The following is a 22,440-nucleotide window of genomic DNA, read 5'->3' as shown; positions in this document are numbered from 1 at the left end:
CGCTCCTACAGTGAACGTGTCACCTCGGTTTCAAGGCAGAAACCGGCAGTACGCACCACCAGGCTCCCCCCCAAAGAAGACAAAACAATAACCACCGATCCGGGCGGCGCCCCAAGGCCCCGTCACGGTTACGGACATCCGAAATCTGCCGATTTTCCGGAGCAAACACACATGAGTGCATCACCCGAACTCTCTGCAGCCCTTGCCGACAGCGATGCCGAGCAACTACGCAAACTGGGTTACACCTCCAATTTCAAACGCAGCATGAGCCTGTGGGAAAACTTCGCCCTGGGCTTCACCTACCTGTCCCCGGTCGTCGGGGTCTATACCCTGTTCGGCTTGTGCCTGGCCGCGGGCGGGCCACCGATGTTCTGGGCTTATTTGCTGGTCGGTTGCGGCCAGTTGCTGGTGTGCCTGATCTTCGGTGAAGTGGTTTCGCAATTCCCGATTTCCGGCGGCGTGTACCCATGGGCCCGTCGTCTGGTGGGCAAGCGCTGGGCGTGGATGGTCGGCTGGATCTACTCCATCGCCCTGTGCGTGACTATCGCTGCCGTGGCGGTGGGTGCCGGTCCGTACCTCGCCGCCATGATGGGCTTTGAACCGAGCAACAACACCAACATCATCATCGCCCTGTTCCTGACGCTGTTCGCCACCCTGGTCAACCTCAGCGGCACCAAAGTGCTGGCGCGGATCGCCATGTTCGGCTTCCTCTGCGAGCTGGTCGGCGCGGTGATCGTTGGCGTTTACCTGCTGATTTTCGAGCGCCATCAACCCATCAGCGTGTTGTTCAACACCTTCGATATCAGCGTCGACGGCTCGTACCTGCCGGCCTTCCTCACCGCGTCGCTGGCGGGGATGTTCCTGTACTACGGCTTCGAGGCCTGCGGTGACGTGGCCGAAGAGACCCCGAACCCGAGCAAGCAGATCCCGGTGGCCATGCGCATGACCATCTACATCGGCGGCATCGCGGCGATGTTCGCCTGCCTGGCGCTGATCCTGGCCGTGCCAGACATGCAGGCGGTGATCAACGGTACCGACAAGGACCCGGTCACCACCATCCTCAACAACGCGTTCGGCCCGGTGGGCTCGAAAGTGGTGATGGGCGTGGTGATGATTTCCTTCATCTCCTGCGTGATCAGCCTGCAAGCGGCGGCCAGTCGTCTGCTGTATTCCTACGCCCGTGATGAAATGGTCATCGGCAGCCGACTGCTGAAAAAGATTTCCCCTACGACTCAGGTTCCGGTTGCCGCACTGTTCGTGTCCGGTGTCCTGCCGGCACTGATCATCATCCTTGGCTTCTTCCTGCAGGATGCGGTGGCCACCATCGTCAGCTTCGCGGCGATCGGCATCTACCTGGCGTTTCAGATGATCGTGCTCGCAGCCCTGTACGCCCGCATGAAGGGCTGGAAACCCAGCGGCAAATTCACCCTCGGCGCCTGGGGCTGGGCGGTGAACATCGGCGCGCTGGTCTATGGCGTCGGCGCCATCGTCAACATGGCCTGGCCACGTACGCCGGATGCCGCGTGGTACATCAACTACGCCATGGTGCTGAGCACCGCCATCGTGATTGGTCTGGGCCTGCTCTACATGTGGATCGCCAAGCCGTATGACCACGGGAAGGCGCCTGCGGGGGATGCGTGGAAGGTTAGTTGATAACGGGAATTTACCCGGCGCCAAAGGTGGCGCCGGGTCGCCAACAATATTTTAAGAAAATAATATTAAAGCGACAGTTCTGCCTGATCATGCTTCAGCAAAGATATGCGTTCGAACAGCTTAATTTTTTCATTTGCCTTTTGCTTGGCGTGATCAGACATGGACGCGATTAACTCTTCAAGTTGGCTCACACTACCAACCACTTTAAACACCTTTTCACCATCAACAAAAACAAGAGATTTTTTATTTCGCGTCAACAACTCAATCACATTACTAAGTGTTCCAGTGCTCTTTGCATCCCATATCATCAATCCGTAGTCAGCCGCCTCGGCCATCACAACATCTTTTGCGGTAAAAAAGGCTCGCGATCCTTTGGAGTGCTTGCTTTCCACTGTTCTGGCCGGCCATTTCCCCAGATTATTTCGTGGGGCCATACCGCTACAATAAATGGTAGTTTTTGAGCGAGACAAGCTCAGGAGATACTCTTGAATAGAGGTATCAGCACCACCGGCGTCGCCAACCACGACCTCAAACTCAGACGCAACAATATTATCGATACGCTCTTTAACCTTCGGATCAAGGCATTTGATATTGATAGAGCCTGCAATAAATACAGTTGTCATTTAGATCACTTCCAAGTTAGTGCCACCACGTAAACGCTCCGCACCTTTTGATACTTACGTAAAGCTGTACAGGCTGCCTCCATTGATGCACCACTATCAAACAAATCATCAACAACCAAAGCGTTCCAGCAGCCAGCGTTGATAATCACATCATTCACACTAAAACTATTTCCAATAGCAGCAACCTTTTCAGCTTTGGAGTGCAAATCCTTGAGCGATTGTCCGGTAATGGCCTTTCGGAGTAAATCCGAAAATACCGGTTTCCCTACAATACGCCCCAACTCAACTGCAACCTCAGTAACCGGTTGTCGTGGGCGAACATTCGAGGCTGGCATAGGAACGACGAATCCCACTTGATCCAGCTTCGGAAAAACATTCGTTGCCACGGCTTGAGCAAGTGGCCCCACTTGATTCCAATCCTTCTGGTATTTGAGCTGGTAGGTCGCCTCTCCTACCTCAGTACGATGATTATCGAAGCATGGATTTCCGCGCTCATCGTTTCCGAGAAAGGTACTACTTATCATGTGCTTGTCCAGCACCCATCCCTGATCCCAGGGACCGCTTATCTGTTTGAGGGATACTTTCAAGGCACTCTCCATTTTGCACCGTCTGATGAGCGCAAAAAATAATGGAAAAAACGCACTTGAAGTCCCTGCCCCTGTACCTCACGCAAAAAACAGGAAATTCCTACAGATGCAGCCTTCCTGAAAAACCCTCGATTCCTACAACAAGCGTCCCCAGAGTAGACTTGGCGCCGCGAGTGCCTGACCGATAGGCTTTGTTCCGTCGCTGCCAAATCAGCGACCCGGAGTCGAAGCCGGAACATATCAACATGGCGCATCCGCGCCCCCATATGAGCTGGGGCATTTTTTTGCCTTTCAGTTTCGCGTTATGGCGGGCCGTGTGGCGCGGGCCTCTCGGCTTCCATGTTGATCGAGAATGTTCCGACTTCGAACGCCTCACGGTCCGCCACCCAAATCTGTCGAAGGGTTAGTGGCGGCTCCTTTTTCAACATGGAGTCGAAAATGCACAAGCTCACAGCAAATCCGTCTGAAACTCATACCTGCTTCATTCCCACCGTCTTCACCCGCAATAACCGCTTCCTCCACGCTTTCATGCAAGACAACCAAGCCTGGTTCTGTGTTCAGGACCTTGTGCGCCTGATGGGCAAACCCTTGAATGAACGCCTGACCCTGAAACTCGACCCCGACCAACGTCGCACTGTCTGGCTGCTCAAGGACGGTAAAACGGTCGAAACCCTGATGGTCAGCGAATCAGGCATGTACGCCTTGCTGGTTCACCACTTCGTCCCGGAAAACCGCAACCTGCGCCAATGGCTGAGCAACGAAGTCATACCCTCGCTGCGTGATGCGAGATCAGAGCCTGTGGAAAACCTGCCAAGCCTGAGCTCCTTGAATTGGGCCGGAGTCTCGGTGCCCTTGCTGCATTACCAACATCACGCGTGGATCAAGTGGCGAGACATGCCTGAGTTGATGCAGGTGCAGCGACCCTTCCCAATCGCTGGCACTTGCCGTTGAAGGGATAAATCGAGCTGAAAAAAGGGACAGACTTCACGGTCCGTCCCTTTGGTTTGAGTCTCAATTAATTGTCCTGCTGAATGAGTTATTTCCACATGAACGAGAGACGCAGCGTCAAACGAACCATCATCGAAATGATTCCATGTGATAGCTCGTTTGCAGAGGCGTATCTCCATAAGCGCGACCAGCAATCTGTCCGACAGCAAGCAATAGACGCTGGCATAGCCGACGCTGATGCAGGCAGGTTAACCAGCCTGGCCACCGTGAAGGCCAAATGGCTCTCACGGTAACCCGCCCTGCTCAAAACCTCGAAACACTCCTCATCGCATCCACCAGATACCTCATCGCGATCCTGTCGCTCTCCGACAGCTCCCGATAGCGTTCCACCAGTTTCATTTCCTCGCTATTGAGCCGGCGTCTTCGCCGCCCGCTGGCCAGGCACGGAAAGATTCCCAACAATTCAGTGATGTTCTGTACTTTCGACATGGACGATGTCCTTCTCTAGACGTCAAAGAAACTGCAAAAAAACCGCATCGCCCTATCCCTTTTTCAGCAGCCGCTGGGTGCCCACTGAACCGTACCGGTCCGAAGGGCATAAACCGGTCATGTGCACAGAATAGAAATATTCCGGGCGCTGAAAAGCGATTTTTAGAGTAATTAGTCGAAAAAAGCAGAAATGCCCTTTAAATCAGAAATCACTGTCGGAATTGTTTCCCGACATGTCTTGTTTCATTGCCGGGCCAGCGCAGTGCCATCAATCAATTTTGCTCAGTTACCGAACGGTTTAAGCTAGCCGGCCTCTGTATAAAAGTCCGTTGCGTTTGGCCGAAGGCATGTCCGAACCGATATTTCTGATCCAGCACGTGCCAGGAACGGCGCGGGATTGTTCACGACAGGTTGTATTTATGCACCGCAGGAACTTGCTCAAAGCCTCCATGGCCATCGCGGCCTACACCGGCTTGTCCGCCACGGGCCTGATAACGGCCCAGGCCTGGGCCGCCAGCGGCGGCACCGCTGATGGCGAGGCCACCGCGTTCGATTTCGAGGCGCTGAAGCTCCAGGCCAAACAGCTCGCCAGCCGTCACTACCAGGACACCAAGCAACAGTTGCCGCCGACCCTGGCGAGCATGACGCCGCAGAACTTCAACGCCATCCGCTACGACGCCAGGCATTCGTTGTGGAATGACCTGAACGGTCAGCTGGATGTACAGTTTTTCCACGTCGGCATGGGGTTCAAGCAGCCGGTGCGCATGTACAGCGTCGACCCCAAGACCCGTCAGGCGCGTGAGGTGCATTTCCGCCCGTCGCTGTTCAACTATGAAAACACCACGGTCGACACCGCACAGCTCAAGGGCGATTTGGGTTTCTCCGGCTTCAAGCTGTTCAAGGCCCCGGAACTGGACAAACACGACGTCGTGTCCTTCCTGGGCGCCAGTTACTTGCGTGCGGTGGACGCCACCGGCCAGTACGGCTTGTCGGCCCGTGGGCTGGCCATCGACACCTACGCCAAAAAGCGCGAAGAGTTCCCCGACTTCACCAGGTTCTGGTTCGAGACACCAGACAAGGACAGCACCCGCTTCGTGGTCTACGCCCTGCTCGACTCGCCGAGCGCCACCGGTGCCTACCGCTTCGATATCGACTGCCAGGCCGAGCGCGTGGTGATGGAGATCGATGCCCACATCAACGCACGCACCGCCATCGACCAACTGGGCATCGCGCCGATGACCAGCATGTTCAGTTGCGGTACCCACGAACGCCGGATGTGCGACACCATTCACCCGCAAATCCACGACTCCGATCGCCTGGCCATGTGGCGCGGCAACGGCGAGTGGATCTGCCGCCCGCTGAATAACCCGGCGACCCTGCAATTCAATGCCTTCGCCGACAAGGACCCGAAAGGTTTCGGCCTGGTACAGACCGACCACGAGTTCGCCAGCTATCAGGACACCGTCGACTGGTACAGCCGCCGCCCGAGCCTGTGGGTCGAACCGACCACCCCATGGGGCGAAGGCTCGATCGATCTGCTGGAAATCCCGACCACCGGCGAAACCATGGACAACATCGTCGCCTTCTGGACCCCGAAGAAGCCGGTGGCGGCCGGCGATTCGCTGAACTACGGCTACAAGCTCTACTGGAGTGCACTGCCACCGGTCGGCACTCCGCTGGCCCGAGTCAATGCGACCCGTTCAGGCATGGGCGGATTCACCGAAGGCTGGGCGCCGGGCGAACATTACCCGCCAGTCTGGGCCCGTCGTTTTGCCGTGGACTTCACCGGCGGCGGCCTGGACCGCTTGCCTGAAGGCGCGGGCATCGAGCCGGTGGTCACTTGCTCGAACGGCGAGGTCAAGGATTTCAGCGTGCTCAAGCTCGATGACATCAAGGGCTACCGCATCCTGTTTGACTGGTACCCGACCAATGACAGCGTGGAGCCTGTCGAGTTGCGCCTGTTCATCCGCACCAACGACCGCACGCTGAGCGAAACCTGGTTGTATCAGTACTTCCCGCCAGCTCCGGACAAGCGCAAATATCCGTGACGACCAATTAGCACCCAACCACCATTCGGTTTTCCGAACGCGACCTGCCGGTCAGTTCGGTTAACCGGATCATCCAGCCTCAACATTCGCGCCATAAATATTTAATTTCCTTATAAATCAACAACATGATCTATTCGTACTGGTCTGGCACGAGTCATGCTCTACACTTCTTCGACGAATATCCTTTGCGCCCGCTCTCAGTAGCGCTCAGGTGATTTGCAGCACAAAAGGGCCGATGAACTGGCTCCATAAAAAAAACAATGTCGAGGAAAATTTGATGCGCATCGTTCCCCACATCCTGGCCGCAGCCATTGCTGCCGCTCTGATCAGCACGCCAGTTTTCGCCGCCGAACTCACCGGCACCCTGAAGAAGATCAAAGAGTCCGGTGTCATCACCCTCGGGCATCGTGACGCTTCCATTCCGTTCTCCTACATCGCGGATGCTTCCGGCAAACCGGTCGGCTACTCCCACGACATCCAGCTGAAAGTCGTCGAAGCGCTGAAAAAAGACCTGGACATGCCCAACCTTCAGGTCAAGTACAACCTGGTGACTTCGCAGACCCGTATCCCGCTGGTGCAGAACGGCACCGTGGACCTGGAGTGCGGTTCCACCACCAACAACGTCGAGCGTCAGCAGCAAGTTGACTTCTCCGTCGGCATCTTCGAAATCGGTACCCGTCTGCTCTCCAAGAAAGACTCCAAGTACAAGGATTTCGACGACCTCAAAGGCAAGAACGTCGTGACCACCGCCGGTACCACGTCCGAGCGCATCCTCAAGGCGATGAACGCCGACAAGCAGATGGGCATGAACGTCATCTCCGCCAAAGACCATGGCGAATCCTTCCAGATGCTGGAAACCGGCCGTGCCGTGGCCTTCATGATGGACGACGCGCTGCTGGCCGGTGAAGCGGCCAAGGCCAAGAATGCGAGTGACTGGGCCGTAACCGGCACGCCACAGTCCTTCGAAATCTACGGCTGCATGGTGCGCAAAGGCGACGAGCCGTTCAAAAAGGCTGTGGATGACGCCATCAAGGCCACCTACGCATCGGGCGAGATCAACAAGATCTACGACAAATGGTTCATGCAGCCAATCCCGCCAAAAGGCCTGAACCTGAATTTCCCGATGAGCGACGAGCTCAAGGCCCTGATCGCCAATCCGACCGATAAAGCGGCTGACGACAAGAAATCCTGATTTCTGACTAACCTTATCTCCTGACAGGGCGCATGCCCTTTCAGGAGGTTGTCACTCCCTGCTGGCATTTTTTGGAAACACTCGAACCGGTGGCTGTCGAGCCGGGCGCGTGTGCCTGTCTCTCAAGGACAGGCGGGAACGGAGCTTCCCCCAAGCGGGTATTTGTAATCGATCGAATCCGAGGGGAGACCCTAATGAATTACAACTGGGACTGGGGCGTGTTCTTCAAGTCCACCGGCGTGGGCAGCGAGACCTATTTCGACTGGTACGTGACCGGTCTGGGGTGGACCATCGCCATCGCCATCGCGGCCTGGATCATTGCCCTGACACTGGGCTCGATCCTGGGCGTCATGCGTACCGTGCCGAACCGCATCGTATCGGGCATCGCCACCTGCTATGTCGAACTCTTCCGTAACGTGCCGCTGCTGGTTCAGCTATTCATCTGGTACTTCCTGGTACCTGACCTGCTGCCGCCGGACCTGCAAGAGTGGTACAAGCAGGATCTGAACCCGACCACCTCGGCCTTCCTCAGCGTCGTGGTATGCCTGGGCCTGTTCACCACCGCCCGGGTCTGCGAACAGGTGCGCACCGGTATCCAGGCACTGCCCAAGGGCCAGGAATCCGCGGCCCGCGCCATGGGTTTCAAGCTGCCGCAGATCTACTGGAACGTGCTGCTGCCCCAGGCCTACCGGATCATCATTCCGCCGCTTACCTCGGAATTTCTCAACGTCTTCAAGAACACGTCCGTGGCCTCGCTGATCGGCCTGATGGAACTGCTGGCGCAGACCAAACAGACTGCCGAGTTCTCCGCCAACCTGTTCGAAGCCTTCACCCTGGCCACACTGATCTATTTCACCCTGAACATGAGCCTGATGCTGCTGATGCGCATGGTCGAGAAGAAAGTCGCCGTGCCGGGCCTGATTTCCGTAGGGGGTAAATGATGGAATTCGACTTCTCGGGCATCATCCCGTCCCTGCCGGGCCTGTGGAACGGCATGATCATGACCCTCAAACTGATGGCCATGGGCGTGACCGGCGGGATCATCCTCGGCACCATCCTGGCATTGATGCGTCTGTCCCACAGCAAAGTGCTGTCGAACATCGCGGGCGCCTACGTCAACTATTTCCGTTCGATCCCGTTGCTGCTGGTCATCACCTGGTTCTACCTGGCGGTGCCGTTCGTGCTGCGCTGGATCACCGGCGAAGACACACCGATCGGCGCGTTCGCCTCCTGCATCGTGGCCTTCATGATGTTCGAAGCGGCGTACTTCTGCGAAATCGTCCGTGCCGGTGTGCAGTCGATTCCCAAGGGCCAGATGGGCGCGGCCCAGGCGCTGGGCATGACTTATGGCCAGATGATGCGTCTGATCATCCTGCCGCAGGCATTCCGCAAGATGACCCCACTGTTGCTGCAACAGAGCATCATCCTGTTTCAGGACACCTCGCTGGTCTACGCCGTCGGCCTGGTGGACTTCCTCAATGCTTCGCGCGCCAGTGGCGACATCATTGGTCGCTCCAATGAGTTCCTGGTTTTCGCCGGTCTCGTGTACTTCATCATCAGCTTTGCCGCCTCGCGGCTGGTCAAGCGTCTGCAAAAAAGGTTCGCCGTATGATCTCTATCAAAAGCATCAACAAGTGGTATGGGGACTTCCAGGTACTGACTGATTGCAGCACCGAGGTCAAAAAAGGCGAAGTGATCGTGGTGTGCGGGCCATCCGGTTCCGGCAAATCGACCCTGATCAAGTGCGTCAACGCCCTGGAACCGTTCCAGAAAGGCGACATCGTGGTCGACGGCACCTCCATCGCCGACCCGAAGACCAACCTGCCGAAACTGCGTTCGCGCGTGGGCATGGTGTTCCAGCACTTCGAGCTGTTCCCACACCTGACCATCACCGAAAACCTGACCATCGCGCAGATCAAGGTGCTGGGCCGCAGCAAGGAAGAAGCCACCAAGAAAGGCCTGCAACTGCTTGAGCGCGTCGGCCTGTCGGCTCACGCCCACAAGCACCCGGGCCAGCTCTCCGGCGGTCAGCAGCAGCGTGTGGCGATTGCCCGTGCGCTGGCGATGGACCCGATCGTCATGCTGTTCGACGAACCGACCTCGGCGCTGGACCCGGAAATGGTCAACGAAGTGCTCGACGTGATGGTGCAACTGGCCCACGAAGGCATGACCATGATGTGCGTGACCCACGAAATGGGCTTCGCCCGTAAAGTGGCCGACCGGGTGATCTTCATGGACGCCGGCAAGATCATCGAAGACTGCAAGAAAGAGGAGTTCTTCGGCGACATCAACGCCCGCGCCGATCGCACGCAGCACTTCCTCAACAAGATCCTGCAGCATTAAGCAAACACCGCTCCTGTGTAGGAGCTGGCTTGCCAGCGAAGGCGGTGGTCCAGACGACCTCAATGTCCGGGCCATCGTCTTCGCCGGCAAGCCGGCTCCTACAGGGGATCAGTGCAAGGTTCAGATTTGTGTTGTGGTTGACCCAAGGCATCTGTGATGAAATGCGATCCCAATCTTTATCGCGCAGCAATGCCATCACTCGCCGTGAAACCCCGTCTGGTTCGTCATTTGTTCCTGCCACCACTGATCATCGCCATGATGATCGGCCTGGGCTATTTCGGCTTCTGGATCAGTGAGCACTATGGCATTCGCAGCCTTGGCGAGAACGGCCAGCGTCAGCTGGAATTGCACGCCCGTGCCGTCGAAAGCGAAATCAGCAAATACACCTACCTGCCCAGCCTGCTGGAGCTCGAAACCAGCGTTTCGCAGTTGCTGGCCGACCCAACCCCGGAACACCGGCAAACGGTCAACGATTACCTCGAAGGCCTGAACCGGCGCAGCCGCAGTCGGGCCATCTACGTGATGGACACCACCGGCCGCGTCATGGCCACCAGCAATTGGCGCGATGTCGACAGTTACCTGGGTGAAGACCTGTCCTTCCGTGCCTATTTCCAGAACGCCGTGCGCGGCCAGCCAGGGCGCTTCTACGGTATCGGCAGCACCAACGGCGAACCCGGCTACTACCTGGCCCATGGCCTTGAAGAACACGGCAAGATCATCGGCGTTGCGGTGGTCAAGGTACGCCTGGAAGCCATGGAAGAACGCTGGCAGCGGGCACGCCTGGAAGCCTTCGTCAGCGACGAGAACGGCATCATCATCCTGTCCAGCGATCCGGCTCGGCGTTTGAAATCGGTGGTGCCGCTGAGTGAAGAAACCAAGGAAAAACTCGCCCGCAGCCTGCAGTACTACTGGTTCCCGCTCAACGAACTGCAGCCGCTGGCCCGGGAAACCCTGTCCGAAGGCGTGGAAAAACTCACGTTCCCGGCCAACAGCGAACTGATGTCCGACGATGAAAACATCAGTTACCTGGCGCAGACCCGGCCGCTCGGCGATACGCCATGGAATTTCACCCTGCTCACGCCGCTTCAGGACTTGCGCCGCGAAGCGATCAACCAGGGGATTCTGGTGGCCGTGGCATTTGCCCTCTGTGCCTTCCTGTTGATTGCCTGGAACGAGCGGCGCAAGGTGATCGCTACCCGTCTTGCGGCCCGGGAAGCCTTGCAGGAAGCCAACAACCAGCTGGAGCGTCGGATTACCGAACGCACCACCGACCTGCGCGCCAGCAACGAACGGCTCAAGGGTCAGATCCGCGAGCGCCGGCTCGCCGAAGAGACTTTGCGCCGTGCCCAGGATGAACTGGTGCAGGCAGGAAAACTCGCGGCCATCGGCCAGATGTCAACCAGCATCGCCCACGAACTGAACCAGCCACTGGCGGCGCTGCGTACCCTGTCCGGCAATACCGTGCGCTTCCTCGAACGCGGCCAGCTCGATGTGGCCAGCACCAACCTCAAGACCATCAACGAACTGATCGACCGCATGGGCCGGATCACCGCCAGCCTGCGCTCGTTCGCCCGGCGCGGTGACGACAAGGGCCAGGCCTGCCTCGGCAAAGCGGTGGACGCGGCCCTGCAATTGCACGGTGCACGGGTGGAAAACACCCCTCTGCAATTGCACCGCCATTTCGAAGCTGTACAGGTGCAGATCGACCAGACCCGCCTGGAGCAGATTCTGGTCAACCTCATCGGCAACGCCCTCGACGCCATGCAAGCGCAGCCACATCCCGAGCTGTGGCTCGAAGGCGAAGCGTTCGATGGCAAATACCGCCTGCGCGTGCGTGACAACGGCCATGGCATCGACGCCGAAGCACGCAAGCACCTGTTCGAACCCTTCTTCACCACCAAACCCGGCGAACAGGGCCTGGGCCTTGGCCTGACCCTTTCCGCCAGCCTGGCCGCCGCCACCGGCGGTCACCTGGGTGTCGAGCACCCGTCCAGCGGTGGTACCGCATTCGTCCTCAGTTTACCGTTGGTAAGCCCCACTCCCGCCGAGCCAATATGAACAACGACCTTAGTGTATTGATCGTCGAAGACGACCCCCATGTGCTGCTAGGCTGCCAACAGGCGCTGACCCTGGAAGACATTCCCTGCATTGGCGTAGGCAGCGCCGAAGAAGCCCTGGAGCGGGTCGGCGACGATTTCGCCGGCATCGTCGTCAGCGACATTCGCCTGCCGGGCATCGATGGCCTGGAACTGCTGACCCGGCTCAAGGCCCGCGACCGCAGCCTGCCGGTGGTGCTGATCACCGGGCACGGCGACATCTCCATGGCCGTGGGCGCGATGCAGAAAGGCGCCTACGACTTCATGGAAAAACCGTTCTCCCCGGAGCGTCTGGTGGACGTGGCCCGCCGCGCCCTGGAGCAACGCAGCCTGGCGCGGGAAGTGTCGTCGCTGCGCCGGCAACTGGCCGAACGCGACTCCCTCGAAGGGCGGATCATCGGACGCTCGCCGGCCATGCAGAACCTGCGGGAACTGATTGCCAACGTCGCCGATACCTCGGCCAACGTGCTGATCGAAGGCGAGACCGGCACCGGCAAGGAATTGGTCGCGCGCTGCCTGCATGATTTCAGCCGGCGGCACACCAGGCAGTTCGTCGCCCTGAACTGCGGCGGCCTGCCGGAGAACCTCTTCGAAAGCGAAATCTTCGGCCACGAGGCCAACGCCTTTACCGGCGCGGGCAAACGGCGGATCGGCAAGATCGAACACGCTGACGGCGGTACGCTGTTCCTCGACGAAGTGGAAAGCATGCCCCTGCCCTTGCAGATCAAACTGCTGCGGGTGTTGCAGGAACGCACCCTCGAACGCCTCGGTTCGAACCAGAGCGTGGCGGTGGATTGCCGGGTGATCGCGGCGACCAAGTCCGACCTCGTCGAATCGAGCAAGGCCGGCGAATTCCGCAGCGACCTGTACTACCGCCTCAACGTGGTGACCCTGGAACTGCCGCCATTGCGCGAGCGCCGCGAGGACATCCTGCAACTGTTCGAACACTTTTTGCAGCAGTCGTCCCTGCGCTTCGACCGCGCAGTGCCGGAGCTGGACAACCAGACCGTTTCAAACCTGATGAGCCACGACTGGCCGGGCAACGTGCGTGAACTGCGCAACGTAGCCGAGCGCTTTGCCCTGGGCCTGCCGGCGTTCAAGAAAACCGGTGCCAGCAGTGGCAATCAGGGCCTGGCCTTTGCCGAAGCGGTGGAAGCATTCGAGCGCAACCTGCTCGGCGATGCCTTGCAACGCAGTGGCGGCAACCTGACCCAGGCCAGCCAGGAGCTGGGCATGGCCAAGACCACGCTGTTCGACAAAGTGAAAAAGTACGGGCTAAGCCATTGAGGGTCCTGAAGGCGGCGGTAGCATTCATGTAGGAGCTGGCTTGCCAGCGAAGGGGCTCTTGAATTATGTATCGCCCTTAAGGACGCCTTCGCTGGCAAGCCAGCGCCTACAGGGGCCCGGGTGTTACAAAAGGTTCGGCGCCAGCGCCGGATCGATCTGCGCCCAATGCGAAGTGTCTTCACGGTGCTCGCGCAAATACGGCAACACCGCCGCCAGTAACGGCGCCTTGAACGCCTCCTGGAAGCGATGGGCCAGGCCCGGAATCAGGATCAACTGGCTGCCTCGCAGATGCGCCGCCAGATGCACCCCGTGCATCACCGGCAGCAGCGGGTCGGCCGTACCGTGCACTACCAGTGCTGGAACCCGCAACTGATTGAGCAACGCCACCCGGCTCGGTTCGGCGAGAATGGCCATGATCTGGCGTTTCACACCCTCGGGATTGAACGCCCGATCATAGGACAGCGCCGCCTGATGCAGCAGCGCCTGACGATCATCGGTGACCATCGGGCTACCCAGCGCCGCCAACAAGTCGGCCTGTTGCTCCAGGGCCACTTCGCGGCTCGGTGCACCGCGCCGGGACAACAACTGCACCAGCGCCGCACTTGGCGCCGGCAAGCCTTCGGCACCGGAGGTGGTCATGATCAGGGTCAGGCTCTCGACCCGTTGCGGCGCCATGGCCGCCATGTGCTGGGCGATCATCCCGCCCATGCTGGCGCCCAACACGTGGAACTGATCGATGTGCAAGGCATCCATCAGCCCCAGGCCATCATCGGCCATGTCGCTCAGCGAATACGGCGACGACACCGGCAAGCCGAGTTTGTAGCGCAGCACTTCGAAGGTCAGGTTGGCTTCGGCCGGTGCTTGTCGCCAGGTCGACAGACCGACATCGCGATTGTCATAGCGAATCACCCGAAACCCCTGTTGGCACAGGGCGACCACCACCTCGTCCGGCCAGTGAATCAACTGCCCGCCCAGGCCCATCACCAGCAGCAAGGCCGGGTCCGACGCACGGCCGATGCTCTGGTACGCCAGGCTTACCTGGGCCAGATCCACCCGTTCGGTCGGAACATCGATGTCACAACGCGAAGCCGCCAGGGACGGCAGGCCGAACAGCAGCGCGGCCAACAATACGATTCGTGAAAAGAATGAAGCACCCATGAAAAAACACCAAAACGCAGAACCCCAGTAGAGCGCGAGTCTGATGAAGTTTGTTCAAGCGCGCTGCCACAGTTGCGTGACAGTTTGATGAATATCGCTGAATGGTCGGTGCGGTAACTATGTAGTGCCAATGGCCCGCTGGAGTTTCCTTAAATGGCTCAACCAAGGAGTAGATCCACTGCTCCCCGTACAACGAGCCATACTGCCATGACCGATAGACTGCTCTTCGACCTGCCCTTCCCGGCGCCGGCTGTCATACCCCCCTTATCCCCGTTGCCGCCCCTCCCCGACGAAAGCCTGTTTCAGAAGGCCTCGGCACGCTGGCGGGACAGCAGCCAGAGCTTGCGCGAGTTGATGGTCGACAGTCCGGGAATCCGCGACACGCTCGATCAACTGCTCAAACAGGAACTGGATCTGGACGGACAACACGCCGGCCTGCTCTTTGCCGCCACGGATCAGCAGCCGGAACGTTTTGTCAGCTTTACCCATGCCTGCGCCTTCGTCCTGCAACACCCGACACTGGAGACAACGCTGGATCAGGGCTGCACAGTGACCGGCCTGGCTCAAGCCCACGCCTTGTCGTCCCTGACCCCGCTGCAAATGCTCGAACGACTCAAGACGCTTGACCCGGTACAGGCGCACAACGAACGCTGGGCAACCTTCTGGGACAAGCGTGCCCCCGGCACTGCAGTGTCGCGAAAAGAACGAGCCACGCAGCTTTACCGTCATCATTTCGAGGCTGCCGCCCATCTGGCCCTCGCCCAAAAAATGCTGACGGCAGAACAGTTCAAACCCCTGCAGTTGCTCATCGACCCGCCCGTCGGAGCGTTGACGCTGGACAACCTGCCCGTTCACACCGAGCAATTGGCTCTGGTTTTGAGCAATGGCATCAGAGTCAAACCTAAAGGCGCGTGGGTCATCAGCGTGGGGGATCCGGCAACCGTCAGTCAATTGCTGTATCTGCCCAGCCGGCCCGTCGGCATCCAGCGATTCAACACACGCAGCGACATGGAGACCTGGCTGTCACAGCAGAGACTCGTCCCTATCGGTTTGCCCACCGGCAACATTCGCTATGAATACACCGCCAGAACAGACCCTATACTCGTGGGTTCCAGCGATCTGTTTGCGGATCGGTCGCAGTCTCAGGTCACCAGCCTGCGTCATGGCACCACCGGCAAGTCCGGGTTGGCGGAGCATGGCGCGCAATCGCTGGTCCAGGCCGACCGGATTGATCAACAGCGCAGCGACATCACCGTCTTCGCTTCTCCCCCCAGGCTGGAAATTGCCGATGACAATACCGAGACCGATGACACATTACCGTTCGGCAGCCTCTTTGCCGATATCCCTTGGTCCTTGCGCCAGGCGGCGCTGAAAAAACAGCGCGATGCGCTCGACACACTGGTCGAAGAGGTCGGTGAGGGTGAGGGCCTGCAGGCGTTCAAGGACTCGCTCAAAGCCCTGGAAACCGCCGAACAAGCCGCCGACAACGCTGCCTCTGGCTTGCTGAACCGGTCGCGAGCATCGGATCTGGTCACGTTCCAGCGCGAGTTCACCGCCCTGCACAGCGCGCACAAGGCCGGACTGCATGCCGAGGCCGCACTGCAACTGGCGCTCAAGCAACTGGACGACGATGAGTGCAGTCTGCTCAAGGCCCTGCTGGATACGCCCGACAATCCTGGCCCCGGCCCGGTGGCGGCCAGCCTGACCCTATCGATGAGCCAACTGGACGGCGACAAAACCTCGGTCACCACCGAGGAACTCAAAGGCGTGTTTATCTTGACCCAAGCGCAGGCGCTGACCGACGCCGACTCACCGCACAGTGTGCTGCTCTACTGGATCGGCACGGGTGGTGGCCTGCAACGGTTCGCCAACCGTCGCGAACTGGAACGCCAAGTGTTCAAGACCCACGATCAGAACACCGGGCTGACAGTGCAGCCCAAAAAAATCTTCGGCGACGCGCTCCTGTATGGCCTGAACCAACTGACCAGCGACTTCGAAGAGCAGGCCGGTGCAATACGCCAGCGTCACTCCGAATCAGCCGAAGCCGTGCGACGTGACGAACAGCTGGAAATATTGCGTAAAAAAACCCTCGCCACCTTACAGGTTCCGGTACATGCCGCCAGAAGTCTGGCCGCCGCCCATCTGCTGGAGCAGGAGCGCAGCGCTACCCTTGCCTCCAACCTGCCGGAATGGCTCGGCAAACTGACCGAGAACGAACGTAACGGACTCAAGAACCAGATCGAGGCGTATATCCAGGCGATGAAACGCAGTCACGAACTCATGACCATCGCCCTGGAACCCCGTGACGATTTCACTCGCAAACACTTGCACGCCCGCCTGCGCAAGGACTTCTCGATCAAGGGCAGTTTCGAGGTCAAGCTTGATTTGCCCGATTCGACAAAATGGGAGAAGCAGTACTTCCCCGCGCCCGGACAATCTGGTTACAAACTCAAGCTGATACCCAGTGCCACGCGCGGCACAATGCCCCTGGAGGAGCTGGCCCAACTCAACATCGACAACACGCCGTCGATGAACCTGGAGCCGCTTTCACTACGATTGAGCTTTATGCGGGCGGAGGTCACGACCGCGGATGCAACTGAACGCCAGACCCTGGCGAGCGGCATCACCCATGATTATCTGAAACGCATCCTGCCGGAACTGGACCTGCCCAAAGCCTACGAGCAGCGGATCCGCGACGCTTTCATGGGGGCGACCAGCGAGTCAGTCTTCGTCAGGGAACATCGCCGGGAAAGCCTGATCGAGCCTTGGGGCCTGATGCTGAAATTGCAGGGCGAATTCGCGCGCCTGCAACAACGCATTAACCAAAACGACCTGAAAATCCTGAAGATCGCCATCGATGCCAACACCTCCCAAGCCTGGAATGCCGATGGCAAGCGCATTGTATTGCTGCCGGCCTATTTAAGCCCGGGCGGCAAGGACACACCCAATGAAGGCCCCGTCACCCTGTCGGGCGTGACTTTCATTGAGGAACAGGTCAGCGGGGTAACCCTGCTTTATCTGCCCGACAGCCCCGATGGCCAATTTCTGCGCCGTTTCGACAGCCTGGAAGCCGCCCGCAAGGCCCTGTTCAATCTGTGCCTGCATGACAAATGGGTCACCTACCTCGCGGGCCGGGCCTTGCAGGGCAGCGTGCGGGCCCATGAAAGCCGCATCAATCAGGCCATGCTGAACCACTTCGACGCAATGATCGGTGTCGGCATGAGCTGGCCGACGACCACCTCACTGGCCGCCCACCTGCTCGATGCGCATATGGGGCGCCTGATCGAGGCCCATCGCGGCACATCCCGCTCCAACGACGCGCTGTACATGGAGCGTTACGCCTTGAAAGGCCCGCGCGCCTTCAACTACATAAAAATGGCGATGGGAATGCTGCCCTTCATTGGCAGCGCTTTCGCCCTCTACGATGCATGGACCAGCGCGAATCAAACGGTGGCCGCCTTTTTGCGCGGAGAGGTCGGCGATGGTCTGGCGGAGGTCGAATCGATACTGTTGTCGCTGATCGACGCCGCCATGGATCTGCTGCCTGGCGAAGCCGCATTTTCTGGCATTACCAAGGCGGCTCGCTCACTGACGCGCGCTCGCCAGGTCAATAACTTAGCCAGGCATGGAGCCGCGAAGCATGGCACCTCGCAGCGCCAGGCCCGACATGTCGTGGCACGCTTCGCCGGTTACGACTATGAAAAACCGATCTCGCTCAGCGGTTTGCAGCCAGCCGCTCACGGCCTCTACCTTGGCGTTTACCGGCATGTCGACGGCGACTTCATCGTGCGCCAAGGGCGCCTCTTTCAGGTTGAACTCAGCAAGGACTCACGCAATTGGCGCTTGTTCGGTAACGCCCAAAAAACCTACAAACAGCCGATTGCCCTGGACGAAACAGGTCATTGGGATACCTGGTTCGGGGTCTACGGGACAACCTTCGAGGGTGGCGGCCTAGGCGGCGGACAAGTGTTCGGGCATCTGGCCGATGCATTCGATCCTCTCTGGCCGCAAGTTATCCGTGAACGATTACCGCGCTGGTGGGCCGATCAAAGATTTCGTCGTCATCTTCAGCTGACCGAGACAGCCGATGACCTTGCTCACCGGCTGAATGACCGGATTATGAACAACAATGAAACGATCAACCGATATCACGAAGCCATCGCGGAAAATCGCGCGGCACTGAGGCCTGCGGCCGAAGCCGTGTGTATCAGTGACATTGAAACAGCCACCCGACGATACGAGGCGCTGACTGAGTTGGAACCTCTGACTCAAGCAGGCAAACAACGCGCCGTGATCGAGCAACAAAGCAGCTGCGCCTGGTTGCTGGCTGATCGGTACAGGCAGCGCGCGATCTATGTCTCGCATAGCAACGTCCCCGTGTTGCAACGAATTACTGCTCTGAAAGAAAAACTGGACGACTTGCCAGGCAACGCAATCAGTCAACGTTTGAGCCTGCTGGAGGATATCCGTCAATTGCGTGTGGAATACCTCCGCAAACTGGATCAGATGGAGGTATTCAAGCGCGATGTCAATTACTGGTTCGATCGCGTCCGCCTAAAAAAGGACAAGGATCAAATAAGGCTCGACGTCGAAACTTTGAACGAAAAGCTCAGTGAATCCAATCTGACTGTTCTGAGAACCGGCTTCCGCCTGGAAATTGTCAAACGCTACGACACCACCAGCGATGCGTCCTGGCTCTACCTGCAAGGACAGGCAGGGGAACTTCGTGTCAAGGTCGATCGTGCCATCTATATACAAGACAGCCTCCCGGAAGTGAACGTCACCCGAGATCAACGCAATCAAATCCTTCTGGACTGCATTTCGATCTACACGCAATTCCGTCGCGAGATGAGAGCCTGGACGGCCAGCTACCCGCAACACTTCCACCTGGAGACGGTGGAACCCTTGCTCAACGGCATCAAGACAATGACTGAATGGGCCCGTAAGGGCCTTGATCAACCTGCCCCTGCAGCACGGCCGGGACAATCGGGTAAGAAAGTGTTTCCCTCCGACGACAACCAATGGCTGATCGGGATTGAAAAGTGGGACAAGAAAAAGACCAGGCGGCATTTCGAAGGCAATAATGGCGAAGTCTGGGAGCCCACCAGTGATGGCAAATTCCGCCGCTCGAATCCGCCAACCGAAACACCGGAACCCACCGGGGTAAATATCGGCATGCTGGTGGACGAAGCGCAAAAACGTCTGGATTTCCAGCCAACATATCAGTCCAGAGTCGAGGCCTACGCCGATCTGGACATGCTCCCGGTTGACCTGGAACATATGATGGTCATCGAGGCAGCCGAACTTATCCGCCGCGCTGATCGCATCCAGGCTCTGGATGCTCAAAACACCCTCATTCAACAACTGCGTGACAAGGCCGGCGCACTTAAAACCACTGGACGGGAAATGCGCACCCGACAGTCGCTGACCACCAAAAAGCCCACGGATGGGATGCTCGAGTATCTACTTGACCAGAAGGTCGTAGAAATCCGTAAAACCAGCCCGCTCAAAAAACTCGGGAAACGCAAGGACGGTCGCACGGACTATATGCAGGAATACGAAGTCTGGGACCTGACACTCGATCCGGCCGACTTGCTCTGGTATGCCCACTTTCATTACTCCATTGCAAAACCGGTAATGCGACAATTCGAGAAAGCTCACTTGAAGCTGCCTGCGCACCGGTTTCTGACTCATGCTGACAACGCCGACCTGCCTTACGCGGATATCGGTAAACGGTCAGGTGTCGTTGCTCACTTCGAAGGGCTTTGAGTCCTGCGTCCAGTAAGCCTGGAGTGTTCGCTGATATAAAAAAACCGTTGAGCAGGAAAGCTCAACGGTTTTTTGTTTATCCAGGGCAAATCAAGCGCTTACGCCAGTTGACTTCTCAGTTGCCGAGCCGTCGCCACCATGTTCACCAGCGCCGCCTCAGTCTCCGACCATGCCCGGGTCTTTAACCCGCAATCGGGGTTGACCCACAGCCGCTCGGCGGGAATACGCTTGGCGGCCTTGCGCAGCAGGTTGGCCATTTCCGAGGAGTCCGGCACCCGCGGCGAGTGGATGTCGTAGACGCCAGGGCCGGTGTGCCAAGGCTATGATGAATGTTTGCTCCATAAAAGCTGCTGTAAAACATGGCGACATTGTCGACACTCAAGCCAACATGAGACAAACTCAACCTTTTCGCTTTATCGACAAGTTTTCCTCATGGAGACCTCCCCCGGTGCTTGAAATCCGTCATCTCAAGACCCTGCACGCCTTGCGCGAAGCCGACAGCCTGGTGGATGCGGCCGATCGCTTGCACCTGACCCAGTCGGCCCTGTCTCACCAGTTCAAAGAACTGGAAGAGCGCATGGGCATGCCGCTGTTCGTGCGCAAGACCAAACCGGTGCGTTTCACCAGCGCCGGTCTGCGCCTGCTGCAATTGGCCGACGCCACCTTGCCGCTGTTGCGCGCTGCCGAGCGCGATATCGGTCGCCTGGCCGGGGGCACCGCGGGTCGCCTGCACATGGCCATCGAATGCCACAGTTGCTTCCAGTGGCTGATGCCAACCATCGACCAGTTCCGCGATGCCTGGCCGGAGGTCGAACTGGACCTGGCCTCGGGCTTCTCATTCGCCCCGCTCCCGGCCTTGGCCCGTGGCGATCTGGACCTGGTGGTGACCTCCGACCCGGTGGATCTGGCCGGGATCACCTATGTACCGCTGTTCACTTATGAAGCGATGCTCGCGGTGGCCAACCAGCACCGCCTGGCCAGCAAGGCCTACATCGTCCCGGAAGACTTGCTCCCGGAAACCTTGATCACCTATCCGGTGGAACGGGATCGGCTGGACATCTTCACCCGCTTCCTCGAACCCGCCGACATCGAACCGGCCCAGGTCCGCACCTCGGAACTGACGGTGATGATGATGCAACTGGTGGCCAGCGGTCGTGGCGTGTGCGGCGTGCCCCATTGGGCTCTGCATGAATACAGCTCACGGGGCTATGTGAAGGCCAAGCGGCTGGGGGAGAAGGGTTTGTTCGCAACGTTGTATGCGGCGATCCGCACCGACATGCTCGATGCGCCCTACATGCGTGACTTCCTGCTGACGGCCAAGGACACGTCGTTTTCGACGCTCGATGGGGTGAGTGCCGTTCGATAGAGCAACACCCATCTGTAGGAGCCGGCTTGCCGGCGAAGGCGGTGTTTCAGGCGATATTGCGTAGACTGATCCGCCGCTTTCGCCGGCAAGCCGGCTCCTACAGGGGTCTACGGTGACTTCATAGCTCGCGCCACATGTGGATCTTGTCGAAATAGTCCTCCCCCACCCGCACGGCCATCGATTCCAGGCCGAACTGGACGAAACCGCAGCGCTGGTAGAGGTTGAATGCGGCATCGTTGCCGGCGGTGACGGTCAACTGGATCAGGCGCAAACCCGCATGGCTCTGCGCCTCGGCCAATGCAGCCTGAACCAGTTGATAACCGAGCCCGCGCTGGCGGACCGTCGGCGAGACGTACATGCCAAATAGCGTCACCTTGTGCCGGGCCTTTTCCCGAGACTCGAACGCGAGGCCGACGATGCCGGCCAACCGGCCTTTCTCGAAAGCGCCGAGCACTGCGTCCAGCTTGCCGGTCAGGCGCGACTCCCACCAGTCCAGCGGCATCGCCGCCCGCTCGCGCACGCTCGAAGTGAAGGCCTGCGGGTGCAGATCGTAGGCTTCGAGCATCAATGCCCGATAGTCCAGGGCGTGGCTGGCATCCAGTCGTTCGATCCACATGCTCAGACCATCCGTTTTTTGCTCAAGCATCAGCCGCAGTGCCAGCCCGGACAACACCAAGCCCATGAAATAGCGCTGCATCGCCAGCCAGGTCGGGTTGTTGAGGAACAGGATGCAACGCGGCAGCGGCAAAAATCAGGTTCTTCACGGATTACCGGGAAAGACGCTCTTGATCTTCATGAAAAAGAATTCGCTGTCCCGGTAACCGTACGCCATCCGCTTAATGACCTTGATTCGATTGTTGATGCCTTCCAGCTGGCCCGTA

Annotated in this window: 17 protein-coding genes and 2 pseudogenes; 11 read left to right on the top strand and 8 right to left on the bottom strand. The window is 58.7% G+C overall.

The features are described from left to right. Nucleotides 1–171 precede the first annotated feature (171 nt). Nucleotides 172–1,653, top strand: coding sequence for an APC family permease (locus KGA81_RS13390; RefSeq protein ID WP_223546536.1), 1,482 nt, complete (start codon nt 172–174; stop codon nt 1,651–1,653). 65 nt (nt 1,654–1,718) lie between these two features. Here KGA81_RS13390 and KGA81_RS13385 read toward each other — a convergent pair whose 3' ends face one another. Together KGA81_RS13385 and KGA81_RS13380 are read right to left on the bottom strand one after the other, a co-directional pair. Next, a complete protein-coding gene (locus KGA81_RS13385; RefSeq protein WP_223546535.1) occupies nt 1,719–2,276 on the bottom strand; it encodes a hypothetical protein in 558 nt (185 codons plus the stop codon). Nucleotides 2,277–2,281: 5 nt separating this feature from the next. After that, a complete protein-coding gene (locus KGA81_RS13380; protein ID WP_223546532.1) occupies nt 2,282–2,863 on the bottom strand; it encodes a ComF family protein in 582 nt (193 codons plus the stop codon). 438 nt (nt 2,864–3,301) lie between these two features. On the opposite strand from KGA81_RS13380, the gene KGA81_RS13375 reads away from it, so the two are divergent. Then, nucleotides 3,302–3,814, top strand: a complete 513-nt coding sequence (locus KGA81_RS13375; protein ID WP_223546530.1) for a Bro-N domain-containing protein — start codon at nt 3,302–3,304, stop codon at nt 3,812–3,814. Between the two features lie 300 nt (nt 3,815–4,114). Here the strand turns inward: KGA81_RS13375 and KGA81_RS13370 are convergent, their stop codons facing one another. Further along, complete coding sequence (locus KGA81_RS13370; protein WP_223458275.1) at nt 4,115–4,300, bottom strand: hypothetical protein; 186 nt, start codon at nt 4,298–4,300, stop codon at nt 4,115–4,117. A 419-nt stretch (nt 4,301–4,719) separates the two neighbouring features. On the opposite strand from KGA81_RS13370, the gene KGA81_RS13365 reads away from it, so the two are divergent. The 7 genes from KGA81_RS13365 (at nt 4,720) to KGA81_RS13335 (ending at nt 13,266) form a co-directional block, all read left to right on the top strand. Continuing rightward, complete coding sequence (locus KGA81_RS13365) at nt 4,720–6,348, top strand: glucan biosynthesis protein D (RefSeq protein WP_223546528.1); 1,629 nt, start codon at nt 4,720–4,722, stop codon at nt 6,346–6,348. A gap of 277 nt (nt 6,349–6,625) precedes the next feature. Continuing rightward, entirely contained in the window at nt 6,626–7,540 is a 915-nt protein-coding gene (locus KGA81_RS13360) for a glutamate/aspartate ABC transporter substrate-binding protein (protein WP_223546518.1), read from the top strand. Between the two features lie 194 nt (nt 7,541–7,734). Further along, complete coding sequence (locus KGA81_RS13355; RefSeq protein ID WP_223546516.1) at nt 7,735–8,481, top strand: amino acid ABC transporter permease; 747 nt, start codon at nt 7,735–7,737, stop codon at nt 8,479–8,481. Then, a complete protein-coding gene (locus tag KGA81_RS13350) occupies nt 8,481–9,152 on the top strand; it encodes an amino acid ABC transporter permease (RefSeq protein ID WP_223546514.1) in 672 nt (223 codons plus the stop codon). The genes KGA81_RS13355 and KGA81_RS13350 overlap by 1 nt, the downstream gene beginning before the upstream one ends. Next, complete coding sequence (locus KGA81_RS13345; RefSeq protein ID WP_007985725.1) at nt 9,149–9,883, top strand: amino acid ABC transporter ATP-binding protein; 735 nt, start codon at nt 9,149–9,151, stop codon at nt 9,881–9,883. The genes KGA81_RS13350 and KGA81_RS13345 overlap by 4 nt, the downstream gene beginning before the upstream one ends. A 156-nt stretch (nt 9,884–10,039) precedes the next feature. Next, nucleotides 10,040–11,941: a sensor histidine kinase gene (locus tag KGA81_RS13340; protein ID WP_223546512.1), complete on the top strand. Its 1,902-nt coding sequence runs from the start codon at nt 10,040–10,042 to the stop codon at nt 11,939–11,941. Continuing rightward, on the top strand, nt 11,938–13,266 hold the full coding sequence (locus tag KGA81_RS13335; protein WP_223546510.1) for a sigma-54-dependent transcriptional regulator: 1,329 nt from the start codon (nt 11,938–11,940) through the stop codon (nt 13,264–13,266). The genes KGA81_RS13340 and KGA81_RS13335 overlap by 4 nt, the downstream gene beginning before the upstream one ends. Nucleotides 13,267–13,389: 123 nt before the next feature. Here KGA81_RS13335 and KGA81_RS13330 read toward each other — a convergent pair whose 3' ends face one another. Next, complete coding sequence (locus KGA81_RS13330; RefSeq protein ID WP_223546508.1) at nt 13,390–14,424, bottom strand: alpha/beta fold hydrolase; 1,035 nt, start codon at nt 14,422–14,424, stop codon at nt 13,390–13,392. A 153-nt stretch (nt 14,425–14,577) separates the two neighbouring features. On the opposite strand from KGA81_RS13330, the gene KGA81_RS13320 reads away from it, so the two are divergent. Continuing rightward, complete coding sequence (locus KGA81_RS13320) at nt 14,578–20,193, top strand: dermonecrotic toxin domain-containing protein (RefSeq protein ID WP_411736554.1); 5,616 nt, start codon at nt 14,578–14,580, stop codon at nt 20,191–20,193. Between the two features lie 98 nt (nt 20,194–20,291). Here KGA81_RS13320 and KGA81_RS13315 read toward each other — a convergent pair. After that, nucleotides 20,292–20,513, bottom strand: a pseudogene (locus KGA81_RS13315) (hypothetical protein); the annotation flags it as partial. 128 nt (nt 20,514–20,641) lie between these two features. Between KGA81_RS13315 and metR the strand changes: the two are divergent. Further along, nucleotides 20,642–21,559: a transcriptional regulator MetR gene (metR, locus tag KGA81_RS13310; protein WP_223546495.1), complete on the top strand. Its 918-nt coding sequence runs from the start codon at nt 20,642–20,644 to the stop codon at nt 21,557–21,559. Between the two features lie 118 nt (nt 21,560–21,677). Here metR and KGA81_RS13305 read toward each other — a convergent pair whose 3' ends face one another. The 3 genes and pseudogenes from KGA81_RS13305 to KGA81_RS13300 all read right to left on the bottom strand — a co-directional run. Next, nucleotides 21,678–22,175, bottom strand: coding sequence for a GNAT family N-acetyltransferase (locus KGA81_RS13305; RefSeq protein ID WP_223546795.1), 498 nt, complete (start codon nt 22,173–22,175; stop codon nt 21,678–21,680). A 15-nt stretch (nt 22,176–22,190) separates the two neighbouring features. Next, nucleotides 22,191–22,283, bottom strand: a pseudogene (locus KGA81_RS30220) (LysE family translocator); the annotation flags it as partial. 36 nt (nt 22,284–22,319) lie between these two features. After that, a partial coding sequence (locus KGA81_RS13300; RefSeq protein ID WP_141228961.1) for a transposase occupies nt 22,320–22,440 on the bottom strand: 121 nt, incomplete at its 5' end.

This window comes from Pseudomonas sp. A-B-19, assembly GCF_019947515.1.
Classification (GTDB): Bacteria; Pseudomonadota; Gammaproteobacteria; order Pseudomonadales; family Pseudomonadaceae; genus Aquipseudomonas.
The sequence above is the reverse complement of the archived record's forward strand: the minus strand, read 5'-3'. Positions and strand labels throughout refer to the sequence as shown.